At 65.5% G+C, this 19688-nt stretch carries 19 protein-coding genes; 6 read left to right on the plus strand and 13 right to left on the minus strand.

The genetic code is table 11. The features are described 5' to 3' along the window. Positions 1 to 82 precede the first annotated feature (82 nt). Both CG50_RS04480 and CG50_RS04485 read left to right on the plus strand, forming a co-directional pair. Entirely contained in the window at positions 83 to 1306 is a 1224-nt protein-coding gene (locus tag CG50_RS04480; protein WP_036635945.1) for a class I SAM-dependent RNA methyltransferase, read from the plus strand. Positions 1307 to 1370: 64 nt separating this feature from the next. Continuing rightward, the gene (locus CG50_RS04485; protein WP_036635587.1) at positions 1371 to 1880 is read left to right on the plus strand and encodes a L,D-transpeptidase family protein; all 510 of its coding nucleotides are present in this window, start codon (positions 1371 to 1373) and stop codon (positions 1878 to 1880) included. On the opposite strand, the gene CG50_RS04490 is transcribed toward CG50_RS04485, so the two are convergent. The 8 genes from CG50_RS04490 to CG50_RS04525 form a co-directional block, all read right to left on the minus strand. Beyond that, entirely contained in the window at positions 1877 to 2248 is a 372-nt protein-coding gene (locus CG50_RS04490) for a hypothetical protein (protein WP_036635589.1), read from the minus strand. The two genes, CG50_RS04485 and CG50_RS04490, sit on opposite strands and share 4 nt — an antisense overlap. 2 nt (positions 2249 to 2250) lie before the next feature. Beyond that, positions 2251 to 3333 (minus strand): EscU/YscU/HrcU family type III secretion system export apparatus switch protein, encoded by a 1083-nt coding sequence (locus CG50_RS04495; RefSeq protein WP_036635590.1) that lies wholly within the window; start codon positions 3331 to 3333, stop codon positions 2251 to 2253. Next, a complete protein-coding gene (locus CG50_RS04500) occupies positions 3330 to 4103 on the minus strand; it encodes a flagellar biosynthetic protein FliR (RefSeq protein WP_036635592.1) in 774 nt (257 codons plus the stop codon). The genes CG50_RS04495 and CG50_RS04500 overlap by 4 nt, the downstream gene beginning before the upstream one ends. After that, positions 4100 to 6187: a flagellar biosynthesis protein FlhA gene (flhA, locus tag CG50_RS04505; protein ID WP_036635946.1), complete on the minus strand. Its 2088-nt coding sequence runs from the start codon at positions 6185 to 6187 to the stop codon at positions 4100 to 4102. Before flhA ends, CG50_RS04500 begins: the two co-directional genes overlap by 4 nt. Further along, the gene (locus tag CG50_RS04510; protein ID WP_152559422.1) at positions 6187 to 7098 is read right to left on the minus strand and encodes a transglycosylase SLT domain-containing protein; all 912 of its coding nucleotides are present in this window, start codon (positions 7096 to 7098) and stop codon (positions 6187 to 6189) included. The genes flhA and CG50_RS04510 overlap by 1 nt, the downstream gene beginning before the upstream one ends. Before the next feature lie 71 nt (positions 7099 to 7169). After that, complete coding sequence (locus tag CG50_RS04515; RefSeq protein WP_245615593.1) at positions 7170 to 7973, minus strand: 3'(2'),5'-bisphosphate nucleotidase CysQ; 804 nt, start codon at positions 7971 to 7973, stop codon at positions 7170 to 7172. Further along, positions 7960 to 9309, minus strand: a complete 1350-nt coding sequence (locus CG50_RS04520) for a TldD/PmbA family protein (RefSeq protein WP_036635595.1) — start codon at positions 9307 to 9309, stop codon at positions 7960 to 7962. Before CG50_RS04520 ends, CG50_RS04515 begins: the two co-directional genes overlap by 14 nt. Before the next feature lie 50 nt (positions 9310 to 9359). Continuing rightward, positions 9360 to 11003 carry a hypothetical protein gene (locus CG50_RS04525; RefSeq protein ID WP_036635597.1) on the minus strand — a complete coding sequence of 548 codons (1644 nt, stop codon included), beginning with the start codon at positions 11001 to 11003 and terminating at the stop codon, positions 9360 to 9362. Positions 11004 to 11158: 155 nt separating this feature from the next. Here CG50_RS04525 and CG50_RS04530 point away from each other — a divergent pair, with 155 nt between their 5' ends. Then, on the plus strand, positions 11159 to 11773 hold the full coding sequence (locus CG50_RS04530; RefSeq protein WP_036635598.1) for an enoyl-CoA hydratase/isomerase family protein: 615 nt from the start codon (positions 11159 to 11161) through the stop codon (positions 11771 to 11773). A 93-nt stretch (positions 11774 to 11866) separates the two neighbouring features. On the opposite strand, the gene CG50_RS04535 is transcribed toward CG50_RS04530, so the two are convergent. From CG50_RS04535 to ahcY, 3 genes are all read right to left on the minus strand, one after another. Continuing rightward, the gene (locus CG50_RS04535; RefSeq protein WP_036635599.1) at positions 11867 to 12112 is read right to left on the minus strand and encodes a hypothetical protein; all 246 of its coding nucleotides are present in this window, start codon (positions 12110 to 12112) and stop codon (positions 11867 to 11869) included. Between the two features lie 316 nt (positions 12113 to 12428). Continuing rightward, on the minus strand, positions 12429 to 12770 hold the full coding sequence (locus CG50_RS04540) for a DUF2853 family protein (protein ID WP_036635949.1): 342 nt from the start codon (positions 12768 to 12770) through the stop codon (positions 12429 to 12431). A gap of 177 nt (positions 12771 to 12947) precedes the next feature. Then, complete coding sequence (ahcY, locus tag CG50_RS04545; RefSeq protein ID WP_036635601.1) at positions 12948 to 14339, minus strand: adenosylhomocysteinase; 1392 nt, start codon at positions 14337 to 14339, stop codon at positions 12948 to 12950. Positions 14340 to 14519: 180 nt separating this feature from the next. On the opposite strand from ahcY, the gene CG50_RS04550 reads away from it, so the two are divergent. The 3 genes from CG50_RS04550 to CG50_RS04560 all read left to right on the plus strand — a co-directional run bounded on the left by CG50_RS04550 (position 14520) and on the right by CG50_RS04560 (position 17147). Further along, positions 14520 to 15485: a glycosyltransferase family 8 protein gene (locus tag CG50_RS04550; RefSeq protein ID WP_036635602.1), complete on the plus strand. Its 966-nt coding sequence runs from the start codon at positions 14520 to 14522 to the stop codon at positions 15483 to 15485. Continuing rightward, a complete protein-coding gene (locus CG50_RS04555) occupies positions 15482 to 16087 on the plus strand; it encodes an HD family hydrolase (RefSeq protein ID WP_081880274.1) in 606 nt (201 codons plus the stop codon). The genes CG50_RS04550 and CG50_RS04555 overlap by 4 nt, the downstream gene beginning before the upstream one ends. A gap of 181 nt (positions 16088 to 16268) precedes the next feature. Beyond that, positions 16269 to 17147, plus strand: coding sequence for a LysR family transcriptional regulator (locus tag CG50_RS04560; RefSeq protein WP_051909497.1), 879 nt, complete (start codon positions 16269 to 16271; stop codon positions 17145 to 17147). 429 nt (positions 17148 to 17576) lie between these two features. Here CG50_RS04560 and CG50_RS04565 read toward each other — a convergent pair whose 3' ends face one another. Beyond that, positions 17577 to 18674, minus strand: a complete 1098-nt coding sequence (locus CG50_RS04565) for a flagellar basal body P-ring protein FlgI (RefSeq protein ID WP_036635604.1) — start codon at positions 18672 to 18674, stop codon at positions 17577 to 17579. Then, on the minus strand, positions 18674 to 19687 hold the full coding sequence (locus tag CG50_RS04570) for a flagellin (RefSeq protein WP_036635606.1): 1014 nt from the start codon (positions 19685 to 19687) through the stop codon (positions 18674 to 18676). The genes CG50_RS04565 and CG50_RS04570 overlap by 1 nt, the downstream gene beginning before the upstream one ends. Position 19688 lies beyond the last annotated feature (1 nt).

The following is a 19688-nucleotide window of genomic DNA, read 5'->3' on the forward strand; positions in this document are numbered from 1 at the left end:
CTGACGGCCCTCACCCCCGGGATATTTGTGGAAAGCCGAAAGGGGCAGCGGCCCGCTTCGGCGCTGGATGGAGCCGAACGCCATGATCGTGAGCATCGACCGCCTTTCGCTGATCGCGGACGGGGTGGCCCGGGGCCCCGAGGGGACCGTGCATGTGGCGATGGCGCTGCCCGGCGAGACGGTCGAGGGCGAAGCTGTCGACGGGCGCATCGCAGCGCCGCGGATCGTGACGCCTTCGGTCGACCGGGTGAAGCCGCCGTGCCCGCATTACCGGGCCTGCGGCGGTTGCGTGCTGCAACACGCCTCGGACGGGTTCGTGGCAGGCTGGAAGGCCGATGTGGTGCGCCAGGCGCTGGCCGCGCGCGGGATCGAGGCCGGGGTGGAGCGGGTCGAGACTTCGCCGCTGGCGACGCGGCGGCGGGCGACGTTTTCCGGACGGCGCACCAAGAAGGGCACGCTGGTCGGGTTTCATGCGCGGGCCTCGGATACGGTGGTGGAGGTGCCGGGCTGTCTGATCCTGCGCCCCGAACTGATGGCGAAGCTGCCGGCGCTGAACGAGGCGGTCGGGCTGGGCGGCTCGCGCAAGGGCGAGATCGCTTTCGCGCTGACGCTGACCGATGCGGGCGTCGAGGTCGCGGCGAAGGGTGGCAAGGCGATGGATCCCGCGCTGTTCGAGGCGCTGGCCGATCTGGCGCGGCGCCATGATCTCGCGCGGTTGAGCTGGGACGGCGAGACGGTGGCGGCACCGCGTCCGGCCAGTCAGACCTTCGGCAAGGCACGGGTGACGCCGCCGCCGGGATCTTTCCTGCAGGCGACCGCCGAGGGGGAGGCCGCGCTTGTCGGTGCGGTGCGCGAGATGGTGACCGGCGCGGGACGCATCGCCGATCTGTTCGCCGGTTGCGGCACCTTCGCCCTGCCGCTGGCCGAGGCGGCCGAGGTTCATGCCGTGGAAGGCGAGGCCGCGATGCTCGCCGCGCTCGACAAGGGCTGGCGCGAGGCGCAGGGACTGAAGCGCGTCACCCATGAGGCGCGCGATCTGTTCCGCCGCCCGTTGCTGCCCGACGAGATCGATCGTTACGACGCCGTGGTGATCGACCCGCCGCGCGCCGGGGCCGAGGCGCAGGTGCGCGAGATCGCCGCTTCGAAGCTGCGCCGGCTGGTGCATGTCTCGTGCAACCCCGTGACTTTCGCGCGCGATGCCCGTGCGCTGCTGGATGCCGGCTTCGCGCTGGAGCGTCTGGTCGTCGTCGATCAATTCCGCTGGTCGGCGCATATCGAACTTGTGGCGTCGTTCATTCGGCATTAGGGGCTTCGCGCAAAGCTAGGATCTGCTAGACTCAATAAAAACGGGCAGGAATAACAGGCGGAACATGCAGCGTCGTACCCTTATCCTCGGGCTCACGAGCCTGACGGCCCTTGCCGCTTGCGGCGGGGATTCGTCTCCCAAACTCCTTTGGCCCTATGTGGGGCCGCCGATCACCCAGGTTCAGGTCTACAAGAAGAAGCGGGTGATGTATCTGTTTTCGAACGACAAGATCGTTCGGACCTATGATATCGCCCTTGGGGGCAATCCGATCGGGAAGAAGCGCTTCGAAGGTGATGGCAAGACGCCCGAGGGGCTTTATTACATCAATCGGCGTAACCCGAACTCGTCCTACCATCTGTCTCTGGGGCTGTCCTATCCGAATCCCACGGATATCGCCTATGCGCAGGAGAACGGGCGCCGGCCGGGAGGAGACATCTTCATCCACGGTCGCGCCGGCAAGGACAAGGGACGGGGCAGTGACTGGACGGCAGGATGCGTGGCTGTCACCGATACCGAGATCGAGGATATCTATGCCATGGTCGCGGTAGGCACGCCGGTCTGGATCTATCCTTAAGTTTCGGTGGGCCGGGGCGGCTTTTCTGCGGTCCGGGCCTCTCGCGAGAGTTTTCCAAGGACCGAGGCGCGACCGAAAGCGGTTGCCGCCAGCGCTTTGCCGCGGGCGATTTCCGCTTCGAGCCGCGCCTGTTCCAGAGTGATCTGGCCATCGCGATTTTCCGTCAGGCAGGCGAACAGCGCGGCTGCACCGGCACCGGGCAGCGAAGTCTGGCCATCCCGGGCGGCCTGCCGGGTCAGGTCCTGAAGACGTTGTCTTTCCTGGGTCAATCCCTCGCGGGCCATGGCGAGCCTGGCGAGGCGGCCAAGTTCGATGTCTCGCTTCATCTCGGCGATACGCTGCAGTTGGGTGAGACGTTTGTGCGACATGGTCAGCCTCGTTTCGGGCGGATCTGGCGGCGGATTCGTTCCGCAAAGCGGATCGCGGTTGCAACGGCGCGGTAATGCTCCGGGCGGATTTCGTCGCCGACCTCGACACTCGCATGAAGCGCACGGGCCGTTGGAGGGTCGGCGTGGATCGGTACGCCGGCTTCGGTTGCGGCGGCCCGGATGCGGGCGGCGATCTCATCCACCCCTTTCGCCAGGCACACCGGAGCGCGCCGGGCCCCGCGTTCCCATTTCAGGGCGACGGCGTAATGCGTCGGATTGACGATGACGACGCTCGCTTTCGCGACATCCGCGATCATCTGACGGGTAGCGATTTCGACGGCCTTCTGCCGGCGTTGCGACTTGATGTGGGGGTCGCCCTCGGATTGTTTCATCTCGTCGGTCAGTTCCTTGCGACTCATCCGGTTGCGGCGCAGGAAGGCGGCGCGTTGCCACAGGTAATCGATGGCGCCCATCACCGCAGCGATCAGCGTGACCAGCATCAGGAATTCGGTCAGCAGACGCAGCATCAGCGTGATTGCGGGCTCCACTCCCATGCGTTGAGTCATCAGAAGGCCGGGTAGCCGCGACGACAGGAACAGTCCGAGGATTGCACCGATCAGCATGAGCTTCACACAGCCCTTCAGAAATTCGAACAGGCCGTTCGGGCCGAATTTCTGCCTGGCATTGGCGACAGGGTTGATCCGGTCCATCCTGGGGAGCAGTTTTTCCGGGGCGAAAACCAGAGCGCGCTGCGCGAACAGCCCTGCCAGAACCAGCCCCGCCGGCAGGGCAGCCCAGGGAATCAGCGGTTTCAGGGCTCCCCAGAACAGCCCGCCGAACAGGCCCTGTCCGGCCCCGAGGATCTGGCGCGACAGTGTCTCGGCCTGTGACAATGCCCCGATCAGCACGGAGCCGCTGGCGACCAGACTGCCCGCTCCGAAGGCAACGGCGCAGAGCAGGATGCCGGCATAGCCGCAAGCCGTTGATATGTCGGTCGACCGGACGAGGTCACCCTTGCGCCGGGCTTCGTCGATCTTGTGCTGGGTCGGTTCATATTCGCGGGAGTCGTCATCCTGCTCGCTCATCGGTGGACCTCGAACGGGGCGCTCAGAAAGCGGTCGAGGGCGCCGGACCAGACCAGAAGGCCGGTCGGCACGGCAACCGTCAGCAGCACCAGCCCGCCGAAGGTCAGTGCCGGGGCGCCGATGAATGTCACCATCATCTGTGGCATCGCCCGGTTGATGGCTCCGAGGGCGACGTTGTAAAGCAGTCCGCCAAGCACGAAGGGCATGGCGATCGAGAAGGCGAGCGAGAAGGTCTGTGCGACCCCGCCAAGCCCCCACAGCCGCAGCACTTCCGCCGAAGGCAGGCTGCGCGGCGGGATCGCGTCGTAAGATGCGATCAGCAAGGCCGCGATCTTGATGTGCAGCCCGAGATGCGCCGCAAGCGCGAGCCCCCCGAGCGTCAGCAGCGTGCTTACGGCCGGCTGCGATTCGCCTGCGACACCGAACATCTGCGCGAGGGAAATCGACTGCGCGATCATCATGCCAGCCGTTTGCAGAGCCAGAACGAACAGCCGCAGCATCGCCCCGATGGCAAGGCCCACCCCCATCTCCGACAGCAGCGTCGGTGAAACCGCGGTGCGCGTCGCGGCTCCGAGTGTGACGGGATCGGTTCCCGAAAGTGTCACCAAGGTGAAGGCAAAAGCCGCCACCAGCCGGACACGGGCAGGGACGATCTGTTCGCCGAAGGCCGGCATCAATGCCATCGCCCCCCCAACCCGCAGGAAGACGATGAAAGCCTGCGCCAGCCACAGTTGTGCGTCCGACAGCAGCCTTGCCAGATCGGCTGTCATGCCGGCACCACCCCGACCATCGCCGGTCTCGCGTCGATGCCGATTTCGTCGAAGCTGAGCACCGGCGTCATGATGCCGCGCGCTTGCAGAACGGTGTGCAGGAACCGTCTGCGACGGGCCGAGGTGACCAGTGCGGGGAACGTTCCGGCCTCGCCCAACCGGGCCAGCCTCTCCGAGATATTGGTGGCGAGGCGGTTGAACTTGTCGGGTGGCAGCGCGATGTCCGTCTGCCCTCGGTCATTGTTCAGCTGATGGCTGGTGAAGGCCTCCTCCCATTCCGGGGCGAGTTGCAGCAGTGGCACGGTTCCGTCCGGGCGCTTGATCTCTGCGATCAGCTGGAAGCCGAGGCGCTGGCGCACATGTTCGCAGACCATTTCCGGACTGGGCATGGAGCGCGCCTCGGCGATGGTTTCGACAATGACCAGCAGGTTGCGGATCGACACGCGTTCGGCCAGCAGCAGCCGCAGCACCGACAGCAGCAGGTCGACCGGCACTTTCTCGGGGATCAGCTCGTCGAGGATGCGCCGGTTCGATTCGGCGCGCGCGGTGTCGCTCAGCGTGCAGATCTCGTCGAGCAGCTTGCGCAGGGTGCGCAGCGTCATCAGCCGCGGGAAGTTGCGTTTGATGACCTCGAGAAGATGCGTCGCGAGAACTTCGGTCGGGTTCACCACGGTCGAACCGGCGAGGGCCGCATCTTCCTGCTCAGTCGGCGAAAGCCAGCGCGCCGGGGCGCCATAGACCGGCTCTTTCACATCCTCCCCGGCGGGGAGGGCGGCGGCATTGTCCGCGATCAGTGCGAGGATGCGTTCGGGGCGCAGCCGGTCGCGGGCCTGTTCGACGCCCTGAATGCGGATCCGATAGGTGCCGGAGGGCAGTCCGGCATCGTCGGTCAGGCGGATCTCGGGCAGGATCAGCCCATAGGTAGCCGCGACATGGTTGCGCATGTTGGCGATTCGCGAATCCAATCCCGTCGCCGGATCGAGCGCCATCGCCACCAGATCCGGGGCGAATTCGACATGGATATCGTCGAGGTCCAGCACGTCACCGATCGATTTGCGGCTTTGAGCCGGGGCGGGGGCGGGCATCCGCATCGCCTCGCGCCGTTGCCGTGCGAGAGCCGCGCGCCGCCCCCACCAGGCGAGCGCCCCCAATCCCGTGGCCCCGGCCATGAACGGCACGAATGGCAGCCCCGGCACCAGCGCGAACAGCGCCATCAGGAAGGCCACCGTCGCCAGTGCCGTCGGATACTGACCGAGCTGGCGCAGGATGTCGGTGTCGGCCGAGCCCTTCGTCCCGCCGCGCGACAGCAGGATCGCCGAGGCGACAGAGATGATCACCGCGGGGATCTGCGTCGTCAGCCCGTCGCCGACGGTGAGGATCGAATAGGTTTCGAACGCCTGGCCGACGGGCATTCCATGCACCACCGTGCCGACGATCATCCCCACCGTCAGGTTCAGCAGCGTGATCAGCAGCCCCGCGACCGCATCGCCCTTGACGAATTTCGACGCGCCGTCGAGCGAGCCGAAGAAGGTCGTCTCGGCCTGCTCGCGCTCGCGCCGGGATTTCGCCTCGGCGTGGTCGATGGCGCCGGCGTTCATGTCGGCGTCGATGGCCAGCTGCTTGCCCGGCATCGCATCGAGCGCGAATCGCGCACCGACCTCGGCCATGCGGCCCGCGCCCTTGGTGATGACCATGAAGTTCACGATCATCAGTACGCCGAACACCACCAGCCCGATCAGCACCGATCCGCCCATGATGAAATTGGCGAATCCCTCGATCACATGGCCGGCGGCGGCGGTGCCGGTATGGCCCTGACCGATGATCAGCTTGGTCGAGGACACGTTCAGCGACAGCCGCAGCATCAGCGAGGTCAGAAGGATCGTCGGGAAGGCCGAGAAATCCAGCGGCCGTTCGATGAACAGGGTCACTGTGAAGATCAGGATCGCTATCGAGAACGAAGCTGCCAGGCCGATGTCCAGCACCCAGGCCGGAACCGGCAGGATCATCATCACGATCACCGCCATCAGCGCCAGTGTCAGCAGCACCGTCGGCTGATACAGAAGGCGCAGGTCGAACTTTGGCATCAGTCGGCCTCTCCCGTCGCGGGGGCCGGCGCGGCCGCGCTGGCGGTGCGCAGCAGAGATCCGGCCGAAGGCGGCACCGGCTGCCATGAGCCGTCCCCCATGATCGCACCGGACACCAGACTGGCGCCCGGTGCTCCGCCGGCATCGGGGCGCGCCCCGGCGGCGCGCTGCAGCAGCGGATAGGTGTTCACCCGCGGAGGGCGCACCGGGCCGGCCTGGCCGCCATTCATCGCGGCGACGATATCGGGAATGTCGGGGATGCCATCGCCCCCTCCGGCCATCATGGCGCCGGGCTGCCCCCCGGCCATGCCGAAGCCCGCGCCATCGACCCCGGCCGAGGCCAGCCGGGCGCGGATCTGCTCGAACCGGGTGGCGTATTTCTCGGCCTGTTCGCGGGTGCGGGAATGATAGGCGCCGGCCGCCGCCTTCCACGATCCCATCTCGGCATACAACTCGGACAGGAACCGCGCGGCATAGAGCGCATTGACCCCCGGATCGAACATCTGGTCGAGCGAGGTGAACGCCTCGCCATGCCATTTGTAATTGATCTGGAAACAGCCCACGTCGAAACTGCGCGCGCCGCGCTTGTAATGCTCGACAACATAGGCGCGGGCCTCGGGGTAGCTGTCGAAGAAGTGCCCCTCGCCCTCCATGTTCACGGTCCAGGGCCAGGGCCGCATCGCCGGGCCGATCTTGCGTCCGGCCTCGGCCAGAGTGATCGCCTGAAGCACAGACAGGGGCACACCGGTGCTGCGCGCCGCGGCCTCGGCCGCGCGTTCACAACTGGCGGGCGGATCGGCGGGCGTGCTGGCCACGGCCGGGATGGCCGAAACCGACAGCAGGGCCGACAGCACGCCGGCCAGCCACAGGATGATGCCCCGCACCGCGGAAAGGCGCCGTCTGTCCGGCATGGAACCCCCCAAAGCATTTCTTGCCTCGGGGTCACCCTAGGGACCGAATCTTTACATCCGGTAAGCGCCGCTCAGTCGAGGCCGGGTCCGGGCCGCAACCGTGCGATGAATTCGGCATGGAGCACCGGCGGCGCCACGACCACGCCGTTCGACTGTGCGGAAGGGCCGTTGAACTGCAGCGCAACGCCGCAGCGGTCGGTTGCCAGAGCGCCGGCGCGGGTGGCGATCAGGCTGGCGGCAGCGGTATCCCATTCCCAGGCCGGGCGCAGCGAGAGCGTGGCGTCGAACCGCCCCTCGGCCACCAGGCACAGCCGCCAGGCCAGCGACGAGCGCAGCTCGTGGCGGAACACCGGCACCGGGCCGCGCCATTGCACCGGATCGGTCGACAGCTTCGAGGTCAGCACCCGGCAGCCGTCGGCCCGGACGGTATCGGAGACCCGGATCTCGGTGCCGTTGCGCAGCGCCGGGCCCTCGGCGGTGGCACTGTAGACCAGCTCCATCACCGGCAGGCTGACCACCGCGGCGACGATGCGGCCGCGCTCGGCCACGGCGATGGCATGGGCGAAACCGCCCTCTTCGTTCAGGAAGGCGCGGGTGCCGTCGATCGGGTCGACGATGAACACCCGCTCGCGGCCGAGGCGGGCGGGATCGTCGGCACTTTCCTCGGACAGCCAGCCATAGTCCGGGCGGGCGGCGCGCAGCCGCTCTTCCATCAGGGCATTGACCGCCAGGTCGGCTTCGGAAACCGGGCCGGCGCCGGCGTCCTTCTCCCAGGCGTCGGGGGCGTGTTTCCAGTAGCTCAGCGCCAGCGGACCGGCCGCCGCCGCGACCTCGAGCAGCAGCGCGAGGTCGGCCTCGTCGTCATGCACCGGCAATGGTCAGCCCCTCGAGCAGCAGGCTCGGAACGACGTGGCTGCGGTGAAGACGCGCGTCGTTCGCCGGCACGATCCGGCGCAGCATGTCGTGCAGGTTGCCGGCGATGGTGCCTTCGTTGACCGGATATTGCACCTGACCGTTCTCGACCCAGAAGCCCGAGACCCCGCGCGAGTAATCGCCCGTCGTCGGGTTGATCGTCGCACCGATGAAGGAGGTGACGATCAGCCCGGTTCCCATTCCGGCAATCAGCTCGTCTCGGCTGTGGGGGCCCTGCGTCAGCGCGATGTTGCCAACTGCCGGGGTCGGCGGCGAGGACAGCCCGCGCGCCGCGTTCGCCGTGCTCGGCATCCCGAGCTTGCGCCCCGTCGCGAGGTCGAGCGTCCAGCCGGTCAGCACGCCGTTGTCGACGATGGTGCGCGGTGCCGTCGCCAGCCCCTCGCCGTCGAACGGGCGCGAGCCCGAGATGCGCAGCCGGTGCGGGTTCTCGACGATGGACAGCCCCTCGGGCAGGACCTGCGTTCCCAGCCCGTCGCGCAGCCACGAGGCGCCGCGCGCGATCGCCGTGCCGTTGATCGCAGCCAGAAGATGGCCGATCAGGCTGCCGGCGATGCGTTCGTCGAACAGGATCGGAAAAGCGCCGGTGCGCGGCCGGCGCGGATGGGCTCCGGCCACGGTGCGTTCGCCCGCCTCGCGGCCGATGTCGGTGGCGGACGGCAGATCGGACTGGAACACCCGGCTTTCGGCCGCCCAGTCCCGCTCCATCTCCAGCCCCTCGCCGGTGATCGCCACCGCCGAGATTGCGCGCGAGCTGCGCTCGTATCCGCCGGAAAACCCGTTCGTCGCCGCCATGTGCAGCGTCTGGCGCGACCAGGAGGCCGAAGCCTGATCGACTTTGCTGACCCCTTTGACCGCAAGTGCCGCCGCCTCGGCCTCGAAGGCATCGCGTTCGAGATCGGCCGCGGCGGGATCCGCCGCCGGATCGGCGAGTTCGAGCGCCGAGGCATCGCGAACCTGCGCCAGCTGAGCCGGATCGGCCAGCCCGATATACGGGTCTTCGGGCGCCAGACGCGCCATCGTCACCGCACGTTCCGCCATTTCCGCAATCGTGCGTTCCGAGATATCCGAGGCCGAGACACAGGCCTGCCGCTTGCCGATCAGCACACGCAGGCCGATCTCGATCGCTTCGGCGCGCTCGGCCTGCTCAAGTTTTCCCTCGCGCACGTCGATGGAAACCGCGCGGCCCTCGACCGCGATGGCATCGGCGGACTCGGCCCCGGCCGCACGGGCCCGGGCCAGAAGGGATTCGGTCAGATCGGACAGTCTTTGCGTCGCCATGGCTTTCCTCGGGCAAATCCGCCGTCGGGCGGCTTGCGTTCGACCGGTTCTTAGCGGATCCGCTGACCGTTGGCGAGGATCTCTCCCGTCGGTTTCATCTCGATCTTCGAGGTGTAGGCATCGGTTCCGGCGGGCACCGCGTAAAGCCCCAGCATCATCTTGACGATCATGGTCTGCTGCTGCTCGATCAGCCCGATGGCGACCAGATTCGACATCAGTGCATCGGCCCCGGTCAGGCTGAGATCGACCGACCCCGCCGGCACCGGCGTGCCTGAACCGTTGTCGATCGTCGCCGCGCCGGTGCCTGCAAGATCGAGCCCCGCCAGCGACAGATGCAGCCGGTTCAGCGCCACGCTTTCCACCGTGACCGGCATTCCCGCTTCGGGCAGCGGCGCGGAGGTCAGCAAATCGTTGGAAACCTTTGCCGTGCCGCCGAGGTCGATCACCAGCTCGGCCGGGGTGCGCGGCAGTTTCTGCGCCGGGTCGAACATCGCCCAGACCGAATCCGACAGTGTCAGACCGCTCAGCGCGATCTTGCCGGTGAACGGTTGCGGCTGATCGTTCTGCGACACCGGGAAGGCGAACTCGGCCGAGGTCGCTTCGAGGTCTGCGCTCATCGGCGCGCTCAGCAGGCTGTCGGGCGCCTGCGTCACCGCCAGATGCGGGTGCTGGCTTTGTGCACTGTAGCGGAAGCCTGCCGCCGACATCGCGCCGTTGACCGCTCCGGACTGCGCCGAGGCGACGATCTCCATCGGTTTGCCTTCGGTGGTCTGCGTGACATCGAGGCTTGCCGCGCCATAGGTGCCGGAAAAGGCGAAAGACGCCCCCTGCGCGAGCAGCGCACCCATGTCCGTCATATCCGTGCCGGCGGGCACCGTGGCCTGGTTGCTGCCTGCCAGATTCGCGGCCGTGGCGCTCAGCGTGTAGCTCACCCCGGTTTCGTCGTCGCTGCCCGCGGCCTTCACGTCGAGCGTGGCGACCTTGGTGTCCGAGGTCTGGGTCTGCCGGCCGTCCACCGTCTTGGTGGCGTAATTCGACGCGATGCCCCCGAGCGTCAGGACGAACTCCGTCGGCGACGGGGCGGGGGTGCTGCCCTTCGGCGCCGCTTCCGGCTTCGCGCCGGCTTTCGGTGCCGGGGTGTCGTCGATAAGCGTGACCGTCACCTTCGGCGCGGTCAGGCGGTAGTCCAGCGCCTCGGGCGTGCCGGATACCAGCGTGATCAGATCCTGCTGGTCGACCCGCAGCCGGACCGAAACCGGGTCGTCCCCGGTGCGGGTGACATCGCTGCGGGCGGTGATCGTCGGCGCCATCGTCACCACGACAGAGCCGTCGCCCTGCTCGCGCAGATCCATCCGCGGGATGTCGATCTCGCTGCGGGTGGTGATCGTCACCGGGGTTTCAGGGGCCGCGGTCGTGTCATTCGTGCCGGCGGTATCGGGCGTGCCGGCGGTATCGGGGTCTTCGATCTGATGCGACAGTGCCAGATCGGTGATGGTCAGCGTATCGCCGTTGCGCGTGGCGCCGCCGGTCTTCACCTCATAGCCAAGGGCCGCATAATCCGTCTTCCAGGCTGTCCACAGCTCGTCGGCGGTCAGTGCCGGGACCGAAGTCGTGGCGAGCAGCGACAGGACGGTCGCGGTGCCGATCCGACGGCCCCCGGCGCGAAGGCCGGCCTGAAAGACTGCAATATTCATTGACGATTACCCCTGACTAAGATTCCTGCCAAAGCATCCTTTGCCCGCCCGACAGGGTCAAGGGCCGCCACGTCTTTCCCGAGGATTGTTGACACGGTGTGGCCCCGGCGGCTTCAGTTCCGCTCAGGATCGGTCGCAGGAGGAGAAGGCGCGAGATGATACGGGTGGAGACGCGGGACAATGTGCGGACGGTGACGTTCGAGCGCCCGGAGAAGGCCAATGCACTGACGCGCGCCATGCTGGTCACGCTGCTGGAGGCGGCGCGCTCGGTTCCCGAGGGGCTGCGCGCCTTCGTGCTGCGCGGCACGGGGAAGGTGTTCTCGGCCGGCGCGGACCTCGATGAGGCGGCCAGCGGGCTGGCGCGCGACGGCATCTGGGCCGAGGTATCGGACGCCATCGCGGCCCTGCCATGCCTGAGCATCGCGGTGCTGAACGGCACGCTGGCAGGCGGCGCGACGGGGCTGGCGCTTGCCTGCGATATCCGTCTGGCAGTGCCGGGGGGCAAGGTGTTCTATCCGGTGATGCGTCTCGGCTATGTGCCGCCCGCGCCCGATACCGGGCGGCTGATCGCACTGATCGGGCCGGCGCGGGCGAAGATGATCCTGCTTGGCGGTCAGCGTATTCCGGTCGAGGAGGCCCGCGACTGGGGCCTGATCGACCGCATCGTCGCCCCCGAGGCCCTGGATGCCGAGATCGACGCGCTGACCGTCGACGCCCGCGGCGCCACCGCCGCCCATGTCGCTGCCCTCAAGGCGTTGTTCCGGGGCTGAGGGGGCAGAAGGGTCCTGCCCCGAAATCGGGGCGGGCGACGGCTCTGGCGGGGTATGGCATCTGCGCCCGACAAGGCAGCCGGGCATCTGCCCTCAGTTCTGCCGCGCGACCTGTCCCAGCCGCACAGACACGAGATCGGTCAACGCCCGTAGTGCGGCTATTGTCGTCTCGATGGCTTGCCCCGCATCAAGCAACGTCACCTCGTCGCCCTCAATGTAGCGATAGATATATGCACCGTGATCCGGCCCCAACTTTTCGACAATCCGTGCGAGGGTGTCGCATAATTCATTTTGCCGGATGAGGCCTTGTTCCTCGCGCAGGCCAATGTCAGCAGCCATCTGATGGAGCGTTTCCAGATCATGGCCAGTGCCGCGTTTTCGCAGCTCTGCCACAGGGATGCCATGACTTATCAGATATGATTTGAGGCCGCTCTCAGCCGCCAGACCGATCAGATTGTGCAGCGAGATCCACGTCTAATCCGAGCGTTGGACGCCACGATCCATCAGGAAGCGCTAGACGATCTCCGCAGCATTCGCATGGCCGGTCGCCGCTTTCCGAAACCGGTCGGCAAGGTCTGTTTCGGCCCTGCTCTCCGTTTCCGAAGCTGGCCCGGCATTCTGCCGGACCGGCCCATGGCTGTCTGGCCCGGCGGCCTCAGCCATAAACGGCTTCTTTGCCGAAATGCTTGACCAGAAGATAATAGACCACGGCGCGATACTTGTGCCGTTCCGATTTGCCATAGGTCTCGATCGCGGTCTCGATCGCCGCCATCAGCTCGGGGCCGTCGGCCAGACCGAGCTTCTTGATCAGGAACTTTTCCTTGACGGTTTCCAGCTCGGACACGCTGGAGCCGGCCACGGTCGATGCGTCGGCATCGTAGATCGCGGGGCCGCAGCCGATGGTGACCTTGGTCAGCAGCGCCATGTCGGGCGTGACACCGCATTTCGTGCTCAGGTCTTCGGCATATTTCGCGATCAGATCGTCTCTCTTGCCCATGGTCATCCCATCCCTTTTCACACACCGCCAGAGCGCACGCTCTGGCCGGCGATCAGCCTAGGGCAGCCACCGGCAGATCCAAAGTTGTATTTGTCAGGCGAGGTTGGGTTTTGGCGCCGCCATCGGCGGAATGCGGCCGGGCAGGGGGCGCGCCCCCGAGGGGCGCGCCGGGACCGCTCAGTAGCGGTAATGGTCGGGCTTGAACGGCCCCTCGACGGGGACGTCGATATAGGCGGCCTGCTCGGGCAGAAGCGTGGTCAGCTTCACGCCGATCTTCTTCAGATGCAGCCGCGCGACCTTCTCGTCGAGCTTCTTCGGCAGGATGTAGACGCCGGGCTTGTAGTCCGCGCCCTTGGCGTAAAGCTCGATCTGCGCCAGCACCTGGTTGGTGAACGAGGCCGACATCACGAAGCTCGGATGCCCCGTCGCGTTGCCGAGGTTCAGCAGACGGCCTTCCGACAGCAGGATGATCCGGTTGCCCGAGGGCATCTCGATCATGTCGACCTGGTTCTTGATGTTGGTCCACTTCAGGTTGCGCAGATTGGCGACCTGAATCTCGTTGTCGAAATGGCCGATGTTGCCGACGATCGCCATATCCTTCATCTCGCGCATATGCTCGATGCGGATGATGTCGCGGTTGCCGGTGGTGGTGACGAAGATATCCGCGTCGGACACCACGTCCTCCAGCACGACGACCTCGAACCCGTCCATCGCCGCCTGCAGTGCGCAGATCGGGTCGACCTCGGTCACCTTGACGCGGGCGCCCGCGCCCTGCAGCGAGGCGGCGCAGCCCTTGCCGACATCGCCATAGCCGCACACCACCGCGACCTTGCCCGCCATCATCACATCGGTGGCGCGGCGGATGCCGTCGACCAGCGATTCCTTGCAGCCGTACTTGTTGTCGAACTTCGACTTGGTGACCGAGTCGTTGACGTTGATCGCCGGGAACGGCAGCAGGCCGTGCTTGTGCAGCTCGTAAAGCCGGTGCACGCCCGTGGTGGTTTCCTCGGACACGCCCCTGATCGCCTCGCGCTGTTTGGTGAACCAGCCGGGGCTCTGTTCCAGACGCTTGCGGATCTGCGCGAAGAGGGCGATTTCCTCGTCCGAATGCGGGGTGGCGATCAGATCGGTCTCGCCCGCCTCGACCCGCGAGCCGAGCAGGATATACATCGTCGCATCGCCGCCATCGTCGAGGATCATGTTCGCCGTGCCCTCGGCGAACTGGAAGATCCGGTCGGTGTAGGACCAGTATTCCTCAAGGCTCTCGCCCTTGATCGCGAAGACCGGGGTGCCGCCCGCCGCGATCGCCGCCGCGGCATGATCCTGCGTCGAGAAGATGTTGCACGAGGCCCAACGCACATCGGCGCCAAGCGCCTTCAGCGTCTCGATCAGCACCGCGGTCTGAACCGTCATGTGCAGCGAGCCGGCGATGCGCGCGCCCTTCAGCGGCTGCTTCGGGCCGTATTCCTCGCGGCAGGCCATCAGGCCCGGCATCTCGGTTTCGGCGATGTCGAGCTCCTTGCGCCCGAAATCGGCCAGCGAAATGTCCTTGACGATATAGTCTGCCATGCGGGGCTCCAATCTCTGCTGTCGCTCGTGATCTAGCACTTAGCAAGGTGTGGGGCAATTGCGACACCCGGGCGGAGGAAAACGCAACAAAAACCGAACCGCAGAGTTTACTTTCGGTTTACATGCCCGGGCACGGCCGATAGCCTTTGTCGACGGATCCCAGTTCGTTCGATTGACAAGATGAGTATTGCAACGACAAGCACGCAACCGGCCGGCGCCCGGAAAGCGGTCATTTTCTGCTGCGATTCCAGGTATCTGCCCTATACGGCCCATGCCGCAGCGCAGATCGCCGCTTTGCACCCGCACCGCGATTTCGACATTTGCCTGTGCCATGGTGAGTGCCCTCTGACCCTGCCCGAGAGCCTCGCGTCCCTGGGGCTGCGTCAGATCCGGGTCGATGTGGATGGGCGGTTCGAGGGGCTGCGGCTCGATCCGGGGGCGAACCACGATGTCTATCTGCGCCTCGCCCTGCCCGAGGCGCTTCGGGCCGATTACGACCGTATCCTGTATCTCGACGGCGACATCTTCGTGCAGGGCGGGGATTTCTCGCGGCTGCTCGGGGTGGATCTGGGCGCGCATCCCGTCGCGGCGGTGCGCGACAATATCCAGTGGCGCACGCCGGAGCGCCGGCCCGTCCAGTTCGCCCGGCTGGGGCTGCCGGGAACGCGCTATTTCAATGCCGGGGTGGTGCTGATGGATACGGCGCGCTGTGCCGACATGGATCTTCTGGGGCGCTGTGTCGATCTCGGCCGGCGCGAGGCGGCGCGGATGATCCGCCACGATCAGAACCTGTTCAACGCCGTGCTGCAGGGGGACTGGGCGGAGCTCTCGCCCACCTGGAACTGGCAATACAGCTGGGCCGCGCGCCTGCTGGCCGAGATGCGGACCCCAAATGTGGTGCATTTCATCGGCGGCACGAAGCCCTGGCGCGACACCGTCGGGGACATTCCGCCGCGCTATCTGCGCGCCATGTCGGCCTTTCTGGAATGCCATTTCCCGGAATTGCCGCCGCCGGCTGTTGCCGCGTCCCCCATGCGCCCGTGCAGCCCCCGGATGGTGAAAATGTTGCTGAAACATCTGGTTTCAGCGCGCGCAATGTGCGCCTATCTCGATCGCTTCGAGGGCGACTTTTCGGTGATCGGATGAAACGCGACCAGACGCCACGGGCGTGGCAACGGATGCTGTCGGGGCGCAGGCTGGATCTGCTGGACCCGACACCCGTCGATATCGAGATCGAGGATATCGCGCATGGCCTTGCCTTCGTGGCGCGCTGGAACGGTCAGACCGCCGGCGATTTCGCCTATTCGGTGGCCGAGCACTCCCTGTTGGTCGAGCAGATCTTCACCCGCCGCGATCCCGGTGCCGATGCGCGCTGGAAGCTGGCGGCACTGCTGCACGATGCGCCGGAATATGTTCTGGGTGACATGATCAGCCCGGTGAAGGCGGCGATCGGCGCGGATTATGGGGAACTGGATGCGCGGCTCGATGCTGCGGTGCATCTGCGCTTCGGGCTGCCGGCTGTGCTGCCGGTGGCGGTCAAGCGCGCGATCAAGCGGGCGGACACGCTGTCAGCCCGGCTGGAAGCCGAGCGGATCGCGGGGTTTTCGGCGATGGAGGCGGACCGGATCTTCGGGCGCCCCGATGCGGAGCTGATCCGGGGGCTGGAAATCCGGCTTCGGCCCCCGTCCGAGGTGCGCGCGGAGTTCACCGCGCGCCACCGCGAGCTGCTGTCGCAGCTCAGCGGTTGAACTTGTATTCGCCCTTGTGGGCGGCACGCGGGGCATAACCGCCCATCGCGAGGGTCAGGACTTCTGCAAGCATACGGATCATTTTCTGATCTCCTTCTGCATGGTTTCGCTGCTGATATGGGCAGTTTCATGATAGTTTGCGAGTCAGGAATTTTGCCGGACATGTTAGGCTGTCTATCATATGAGTGAAATCGACTGGCGCCATCTTCCACCGCTGACAGCGTTGCGTGCTTTCGCTGCGACGGCGCGCGAGGGCGGATTCAGCGCGGCGGCTCGGAAACTCAACGTGACACATGCCGCGGTGCAACAGCAGGTTCGTGGCCTTGAGGCGGAGCTGGGCATTTCGCTGCTGTGGCGCGATGGACGCAGCCTTCATCTCACCGCTGAGGGCGAGCGCCTGGCCGCCGCGCTGGCTGACGGTTTCGCGATCATCCAGACCGCCACCGAGGCTCTGCGCGCCCATCACGCCGAGAGGCCCCTGACCGTGACCTTGCCGCCCGCCTTCGCCGCCGAATGGCTGATGCCGCGGCTGTCGAAATTCTGGAAGCGCCACCCCGAGATTGCGCTGTCGCTCTTGCCCGAGCAGAGGGTGATGAACCTGCGCGAGATCGGTGCGAATCTGGGGATCCGGTTCGGCAACGGCCACTGGCCGGGGGTCGAGGCCGATTACCTGACCGCCGCGCCGCAGGTTGTCGTTGCCGCGCCCGAGCTTTTGGGCGGTCGCACCCGGCTGTCCCTGCGCGAGATGTCGATGCTGCCATGGATCCGCGAGGGTGACTGGCCCGAGCAGATGCAGCTGCTGGAATCCATCGGGTTGAAGCCGGCGGCGCTGAAATTCGTCGATTTTCCCAATGAAGAGCTGGCGCTGTCCGCGGCACGCGAAGGTATCGGTCTGCATCTGGAAACCGAGGCGCTGATCGCCGAGGATGTCAAACTCGGTTGGCTGGTCCGCATCCATGAGCTGAAGGACGAAAGTTTGGGTTATTACCTGATCTGGCCCCCGGGGCCGCTGAGTCCGGCCGCGAAGACCTTCATCGACTGGCTGAAGTCCGAGGTCTAGTCGCGGTTCCGCCAGTCAGGCGGGGATGATCGACCAGACCGTCTTCGGCGCGCGGTTTCCCGGTCTTGTCGGTGGCCATCGGCGGTAATTTTCGGTTCGCCTATGAGACTTGGGCTGGATCATTGCCTTGAATCTCCATGGATATGTCAAAGTGTGAAATCAAAGCCGGGGCGGTTCCGGGATCAGGTGAATCCGCAGTTTTGCAGCCCTGTCCCGCATCCATTTCCCGCTCATCATGCTCTGTCATGTGACCTTGGATATGAACTCCTGCACATTTGTTTTGACCTGCCCAACGGCGGCTTCCTTGCCATTGCAGGCTACGGCAAAATTTCGTCCGATTTCCTGAGGCCAGTTCCCCCAGTGTGTCTTTCCCTGTCGCCGCGGAATGAGATCGGCCGGCTTTGACAGACTGCTAACGTTTCTTGTCGATCAGTTCACGATGAATTCCGCATGGAGAGCCCCTGCAGAATGGATGTTCTTCAGGATGTCGATCATATCCCGTGGGCTGACCCCGAGAGCATTCAGGCCGCCGACGACCTCTGCAAGGGAACTGGTGTCCGGCAAGATTGCCATCTTTGTCCCAGGAGCATTGTCAATGGAGGCTGCGGTGCGCGGCACGATGACGGTTTCACCCCGGGCGAAAGGATTGGGTTGAATGGCTTCCGGCGCCTCCTGCACGCGGAGCGTCAGGTTTCCCTGGCTGACCGCCACCCGGGAGATACGAACGTCCGATCCCATCACTATGGTTCCGGAGCGTTGATCGACAATCACCCGGGCACGCTGTTCGGGTTCGACCCGGATGTTCTCGATACGGCTGAGGGCATGGGCTGTGCTGTTCATGCGGCCTTGCGAAAGGTCCAGAGAAACCGTTCCCGGATCCTGCATGCTGGCGATGTGAGCCCCGAATTCGCTGTTGATCGCACGCTCGATCCTGCCTGCGGTCGTGAAGTCCGGTTCTCTCAGAGCCAGTCGTACGGTCTTCAGGCTGTTGAGTTGAAATGCGATTTCCCTTTCCACCCGGGCACCGAGCGGGATGGTCCCGGATGTAGGGACGCCTTGGACGACGGATGCCGCCTGCCCCGAGACCGACACACCGCCTGACAGCACCGGTCCCTGGGCGACGGCGTAGATTTCCCCGTCCGGTGCATTCAGTGGTGTCATGATCAGCGTTCCGCCCAGCAAACTTTTGGCATCGCCGATCGCCGAGACGGTGACGTCGACCTTGCTTCCGGCGCGTGCGAAAGGGGGCAAGGTTGCTGTGACCAGAACGGCCGCTACATTCTTCGGCCGCAACTGCTCTCCAGTCACGTTCACGCCCAGCCGTTCCAAGACATTCGACATGATTTCTTCGGTGAACGGAGCGTTGCGCATTCCATCCCCGGTGCCGTTCAGACCAACCACAAGGCCGTATCCGACGAGATCGTTGCCACGAACGCCGTCGAACTCGACCAGATCCTTGATGCGGATCGTGGCGGCCCCTCCAAGGGAGGGAAACAAAATCAGCAGAAGGAAAAAGATTATACGCATTACAGGTAATTCGCCAAAGACAGGTCGGAAAGGCGCGCCGTCAGTGTGTAGAGGATTTCCAGCTGAGATTGCGCCGCTTTCAGCGCGGTCGAGGTTTCGTAGGAGTCCGCGCCGATGAGATCGAGGCGTGCCGTGCTGAGCGTGGTTTTTTCGGCACCGTTACGGGTCTCGGCCGTCTCGACGAGGGATTCGAGGCCCCCCAGCTGTGCCTGCGTCTCTATCAGGCCGCTGTCACTTGCTAACAGGGCCCCGGCCGACAGGTTTGCAAGACTTTGGCGCTGGCTGTCCGGTAGCGTGTTGCCGGCATCTGCGGCCAGAGCAGCCAGCGCCAGCCCCTTAATTACGTCACGAATGGCGGGGTCCGCAGCCGTCACTGGGATTGTGATCGACGTTTCCTCTGACAGGGCGATGCCGCTGACCCCTGTCTGGCTGCCGCCAAATATCGTGTCGAGATACCCACCTCCTCCGGGTGCGGCGTCGAACCACTGCGTAACGGCTTCGGCGATATCGTCAGCCTGCGTCAGTCCCGCGGTCGCTGCGGCGAGCGATGACATCAGGTTTTCTGCAGACCCTACGGACACTGTATCCACGGCAATGCCGGAAAAAACATGATGGCCCGAGGCCGAGACGTTCAGGCTCGATAACACTGATGTCAGTGCAGACGTGGCTTGGGACAGGCTTGTTGGCAGCCCCGTGGAGGTGGTTCCAGACCCACTGGACATCAGGGCCTTTGCGACATCGGAGGCGGTCGACCGAATGTGATCCAGAGAAGATTGCATGGTCGAAAGCACCAGTCCCGCCTTGGTGCCGGTCTGGCCATAGATTTCCAGGCGGGCAAGGCTGCCATTGATCGAGGCAAGGGCACGGAAGTCGCCTCGGACTGCGGCTCCGGTATCACTCTTGATTCCGGTCATGACCTCATGTGTCAGGTCTGCCAACGTCGATTTCAACTGGGTGTTGTGGTTGCGCAGCTGGTAAGATCTGGCCAGATCTCCCACGGACATATAGTTCATT

This window comes from Paenirhodobacter enshiensis (assembly GCF_000740785.1).
Taxonomy (GTDB): domain Bacteria; phylum Pseudomonadota; class Alphaproteobacteria; order Rhodobacterales; family Rhodobacteraceae; genus Rhodobacter; species Rhodobacter enshiensis.

Coding starts and splice junctions, on each gene's coding strand:
- CG50_RS04480 (WP_036635945.1), top strand. CDS start 83: ATGATCGTGAGCATCGACCGCCTTTCGCTGATCGCGGACGGGGTGGCC.
- CG50_RS04485 (WP_036635587.1), top strand. CDS start 1,371: ATGCAGCGTCGTACCCTTATCCTCGGGCTCACGAGCCTGACGGCCCTT.
- CG50_RS04490 (WP_036635589.1), bottom strand. CDS start 2,248: ATGTCGCACAAACGTCTCACCCAACTGCAGCGTATCGCCGAGATGAAG.
- CG50_RS04495 (WP_036635590.1), bottom strand. CDS start 3,333: ATGAGCGAGCAGGATGACGACTCCCGCGAATATGAACCGACCCAGCAC.
- CG50_RS04500 (WP_036635592.1), bottom strand. CDS start 4,103: ATGACAGCCGATCTGGCAAGGCTGCTGTCGGACGCACAACTGTGGCTG.
- flhA (WP_036635946.1), bottom strand. CDS start 6,187: ATGCCAAAGTTCGACCTGCGCCTTCTGTATCAGCCGACGGTGCTGCTG.
- CG50_RS04510 (WP_152559422.1), bottom strand. CDS start 7,098: ATGCCGGACAGACGGCGCCTTTCCGCGGTGCGGGGCATCATCCTGTGG.
- CG50_RS04520 (WP_036635595.1), bottom strand. CDS start 9,309: ATGGCGACGCAAAGACTGTCCGATCTGACCGAATCCCTTCTGGCCCGG.
- CG50_RS04525 (WP_036635597.1), bottom strand. CDS start 11,003: ATGAATATTGCAGTCTTTCAGGCCGGCCTTCGCGCCGGGGGCCGTCGG.
- CG50_RS04530 (WP_036635598.1), top strand. CDS start 11,159: ATGATACGGGTGGAGACGCGGGACAATGTGCGGACGGTGACGTTCGAG.
- CG50_RS04535 (WP_036635599.1), bottom strand. CDS start 12,112: ATGGCTGCTGACATTGGCCTGCGCGAGGAACAAGGCCTCATCCGGCAA.
- CG50_RS04540 (WP_036635949.1), bottom strand. CDS start 12,770: ATGGGCAAGAGAGACGATCTGATCGCGAAATATGCCGAAGACCTGAGC.
- ahcY (WP_036635601.1), bottom strand. CDS start 14,339: ATGGCAGACTATATCGTCAAGGACATTTCGCTGGCCGATTTCGGGCGC.
- CG50_RS04550 (WP_036635602.1), top strand. CDS start 14,520: ATGAGTATTGCAACGACAAGCACGCAACCGGCCGGCGCCCGGAAAGCG.
- CG50_RS04555 (WP_081880274.1), top strand. CDS start 15,482: ATGAAACGCGACCAGACGCCACGGGCGTGGCAACGGATGCTGTCGGGG.
- CG50_RS04560 (WP_051909497.1), top strand. CDS start 16,269: ATGAGTGAAATCGACTGGCGCCATCTTCCACCGCTGACAGCGTTGCGT.
- CG50_RS04565 (WP_036635604.1), bottom strand. CDS start 18,674: ATGCGTATAATCTTTTTCCTTCTGCTGATTTTGTTTCCCTCCCTTGGA.
- CG50_RS04570 (WP_036635606.1), bottom strand. CDS start 19,687: ATGAACTATATGTCCGTGGGAGATCTGGCCAGATCTTACCAGCTGCGC.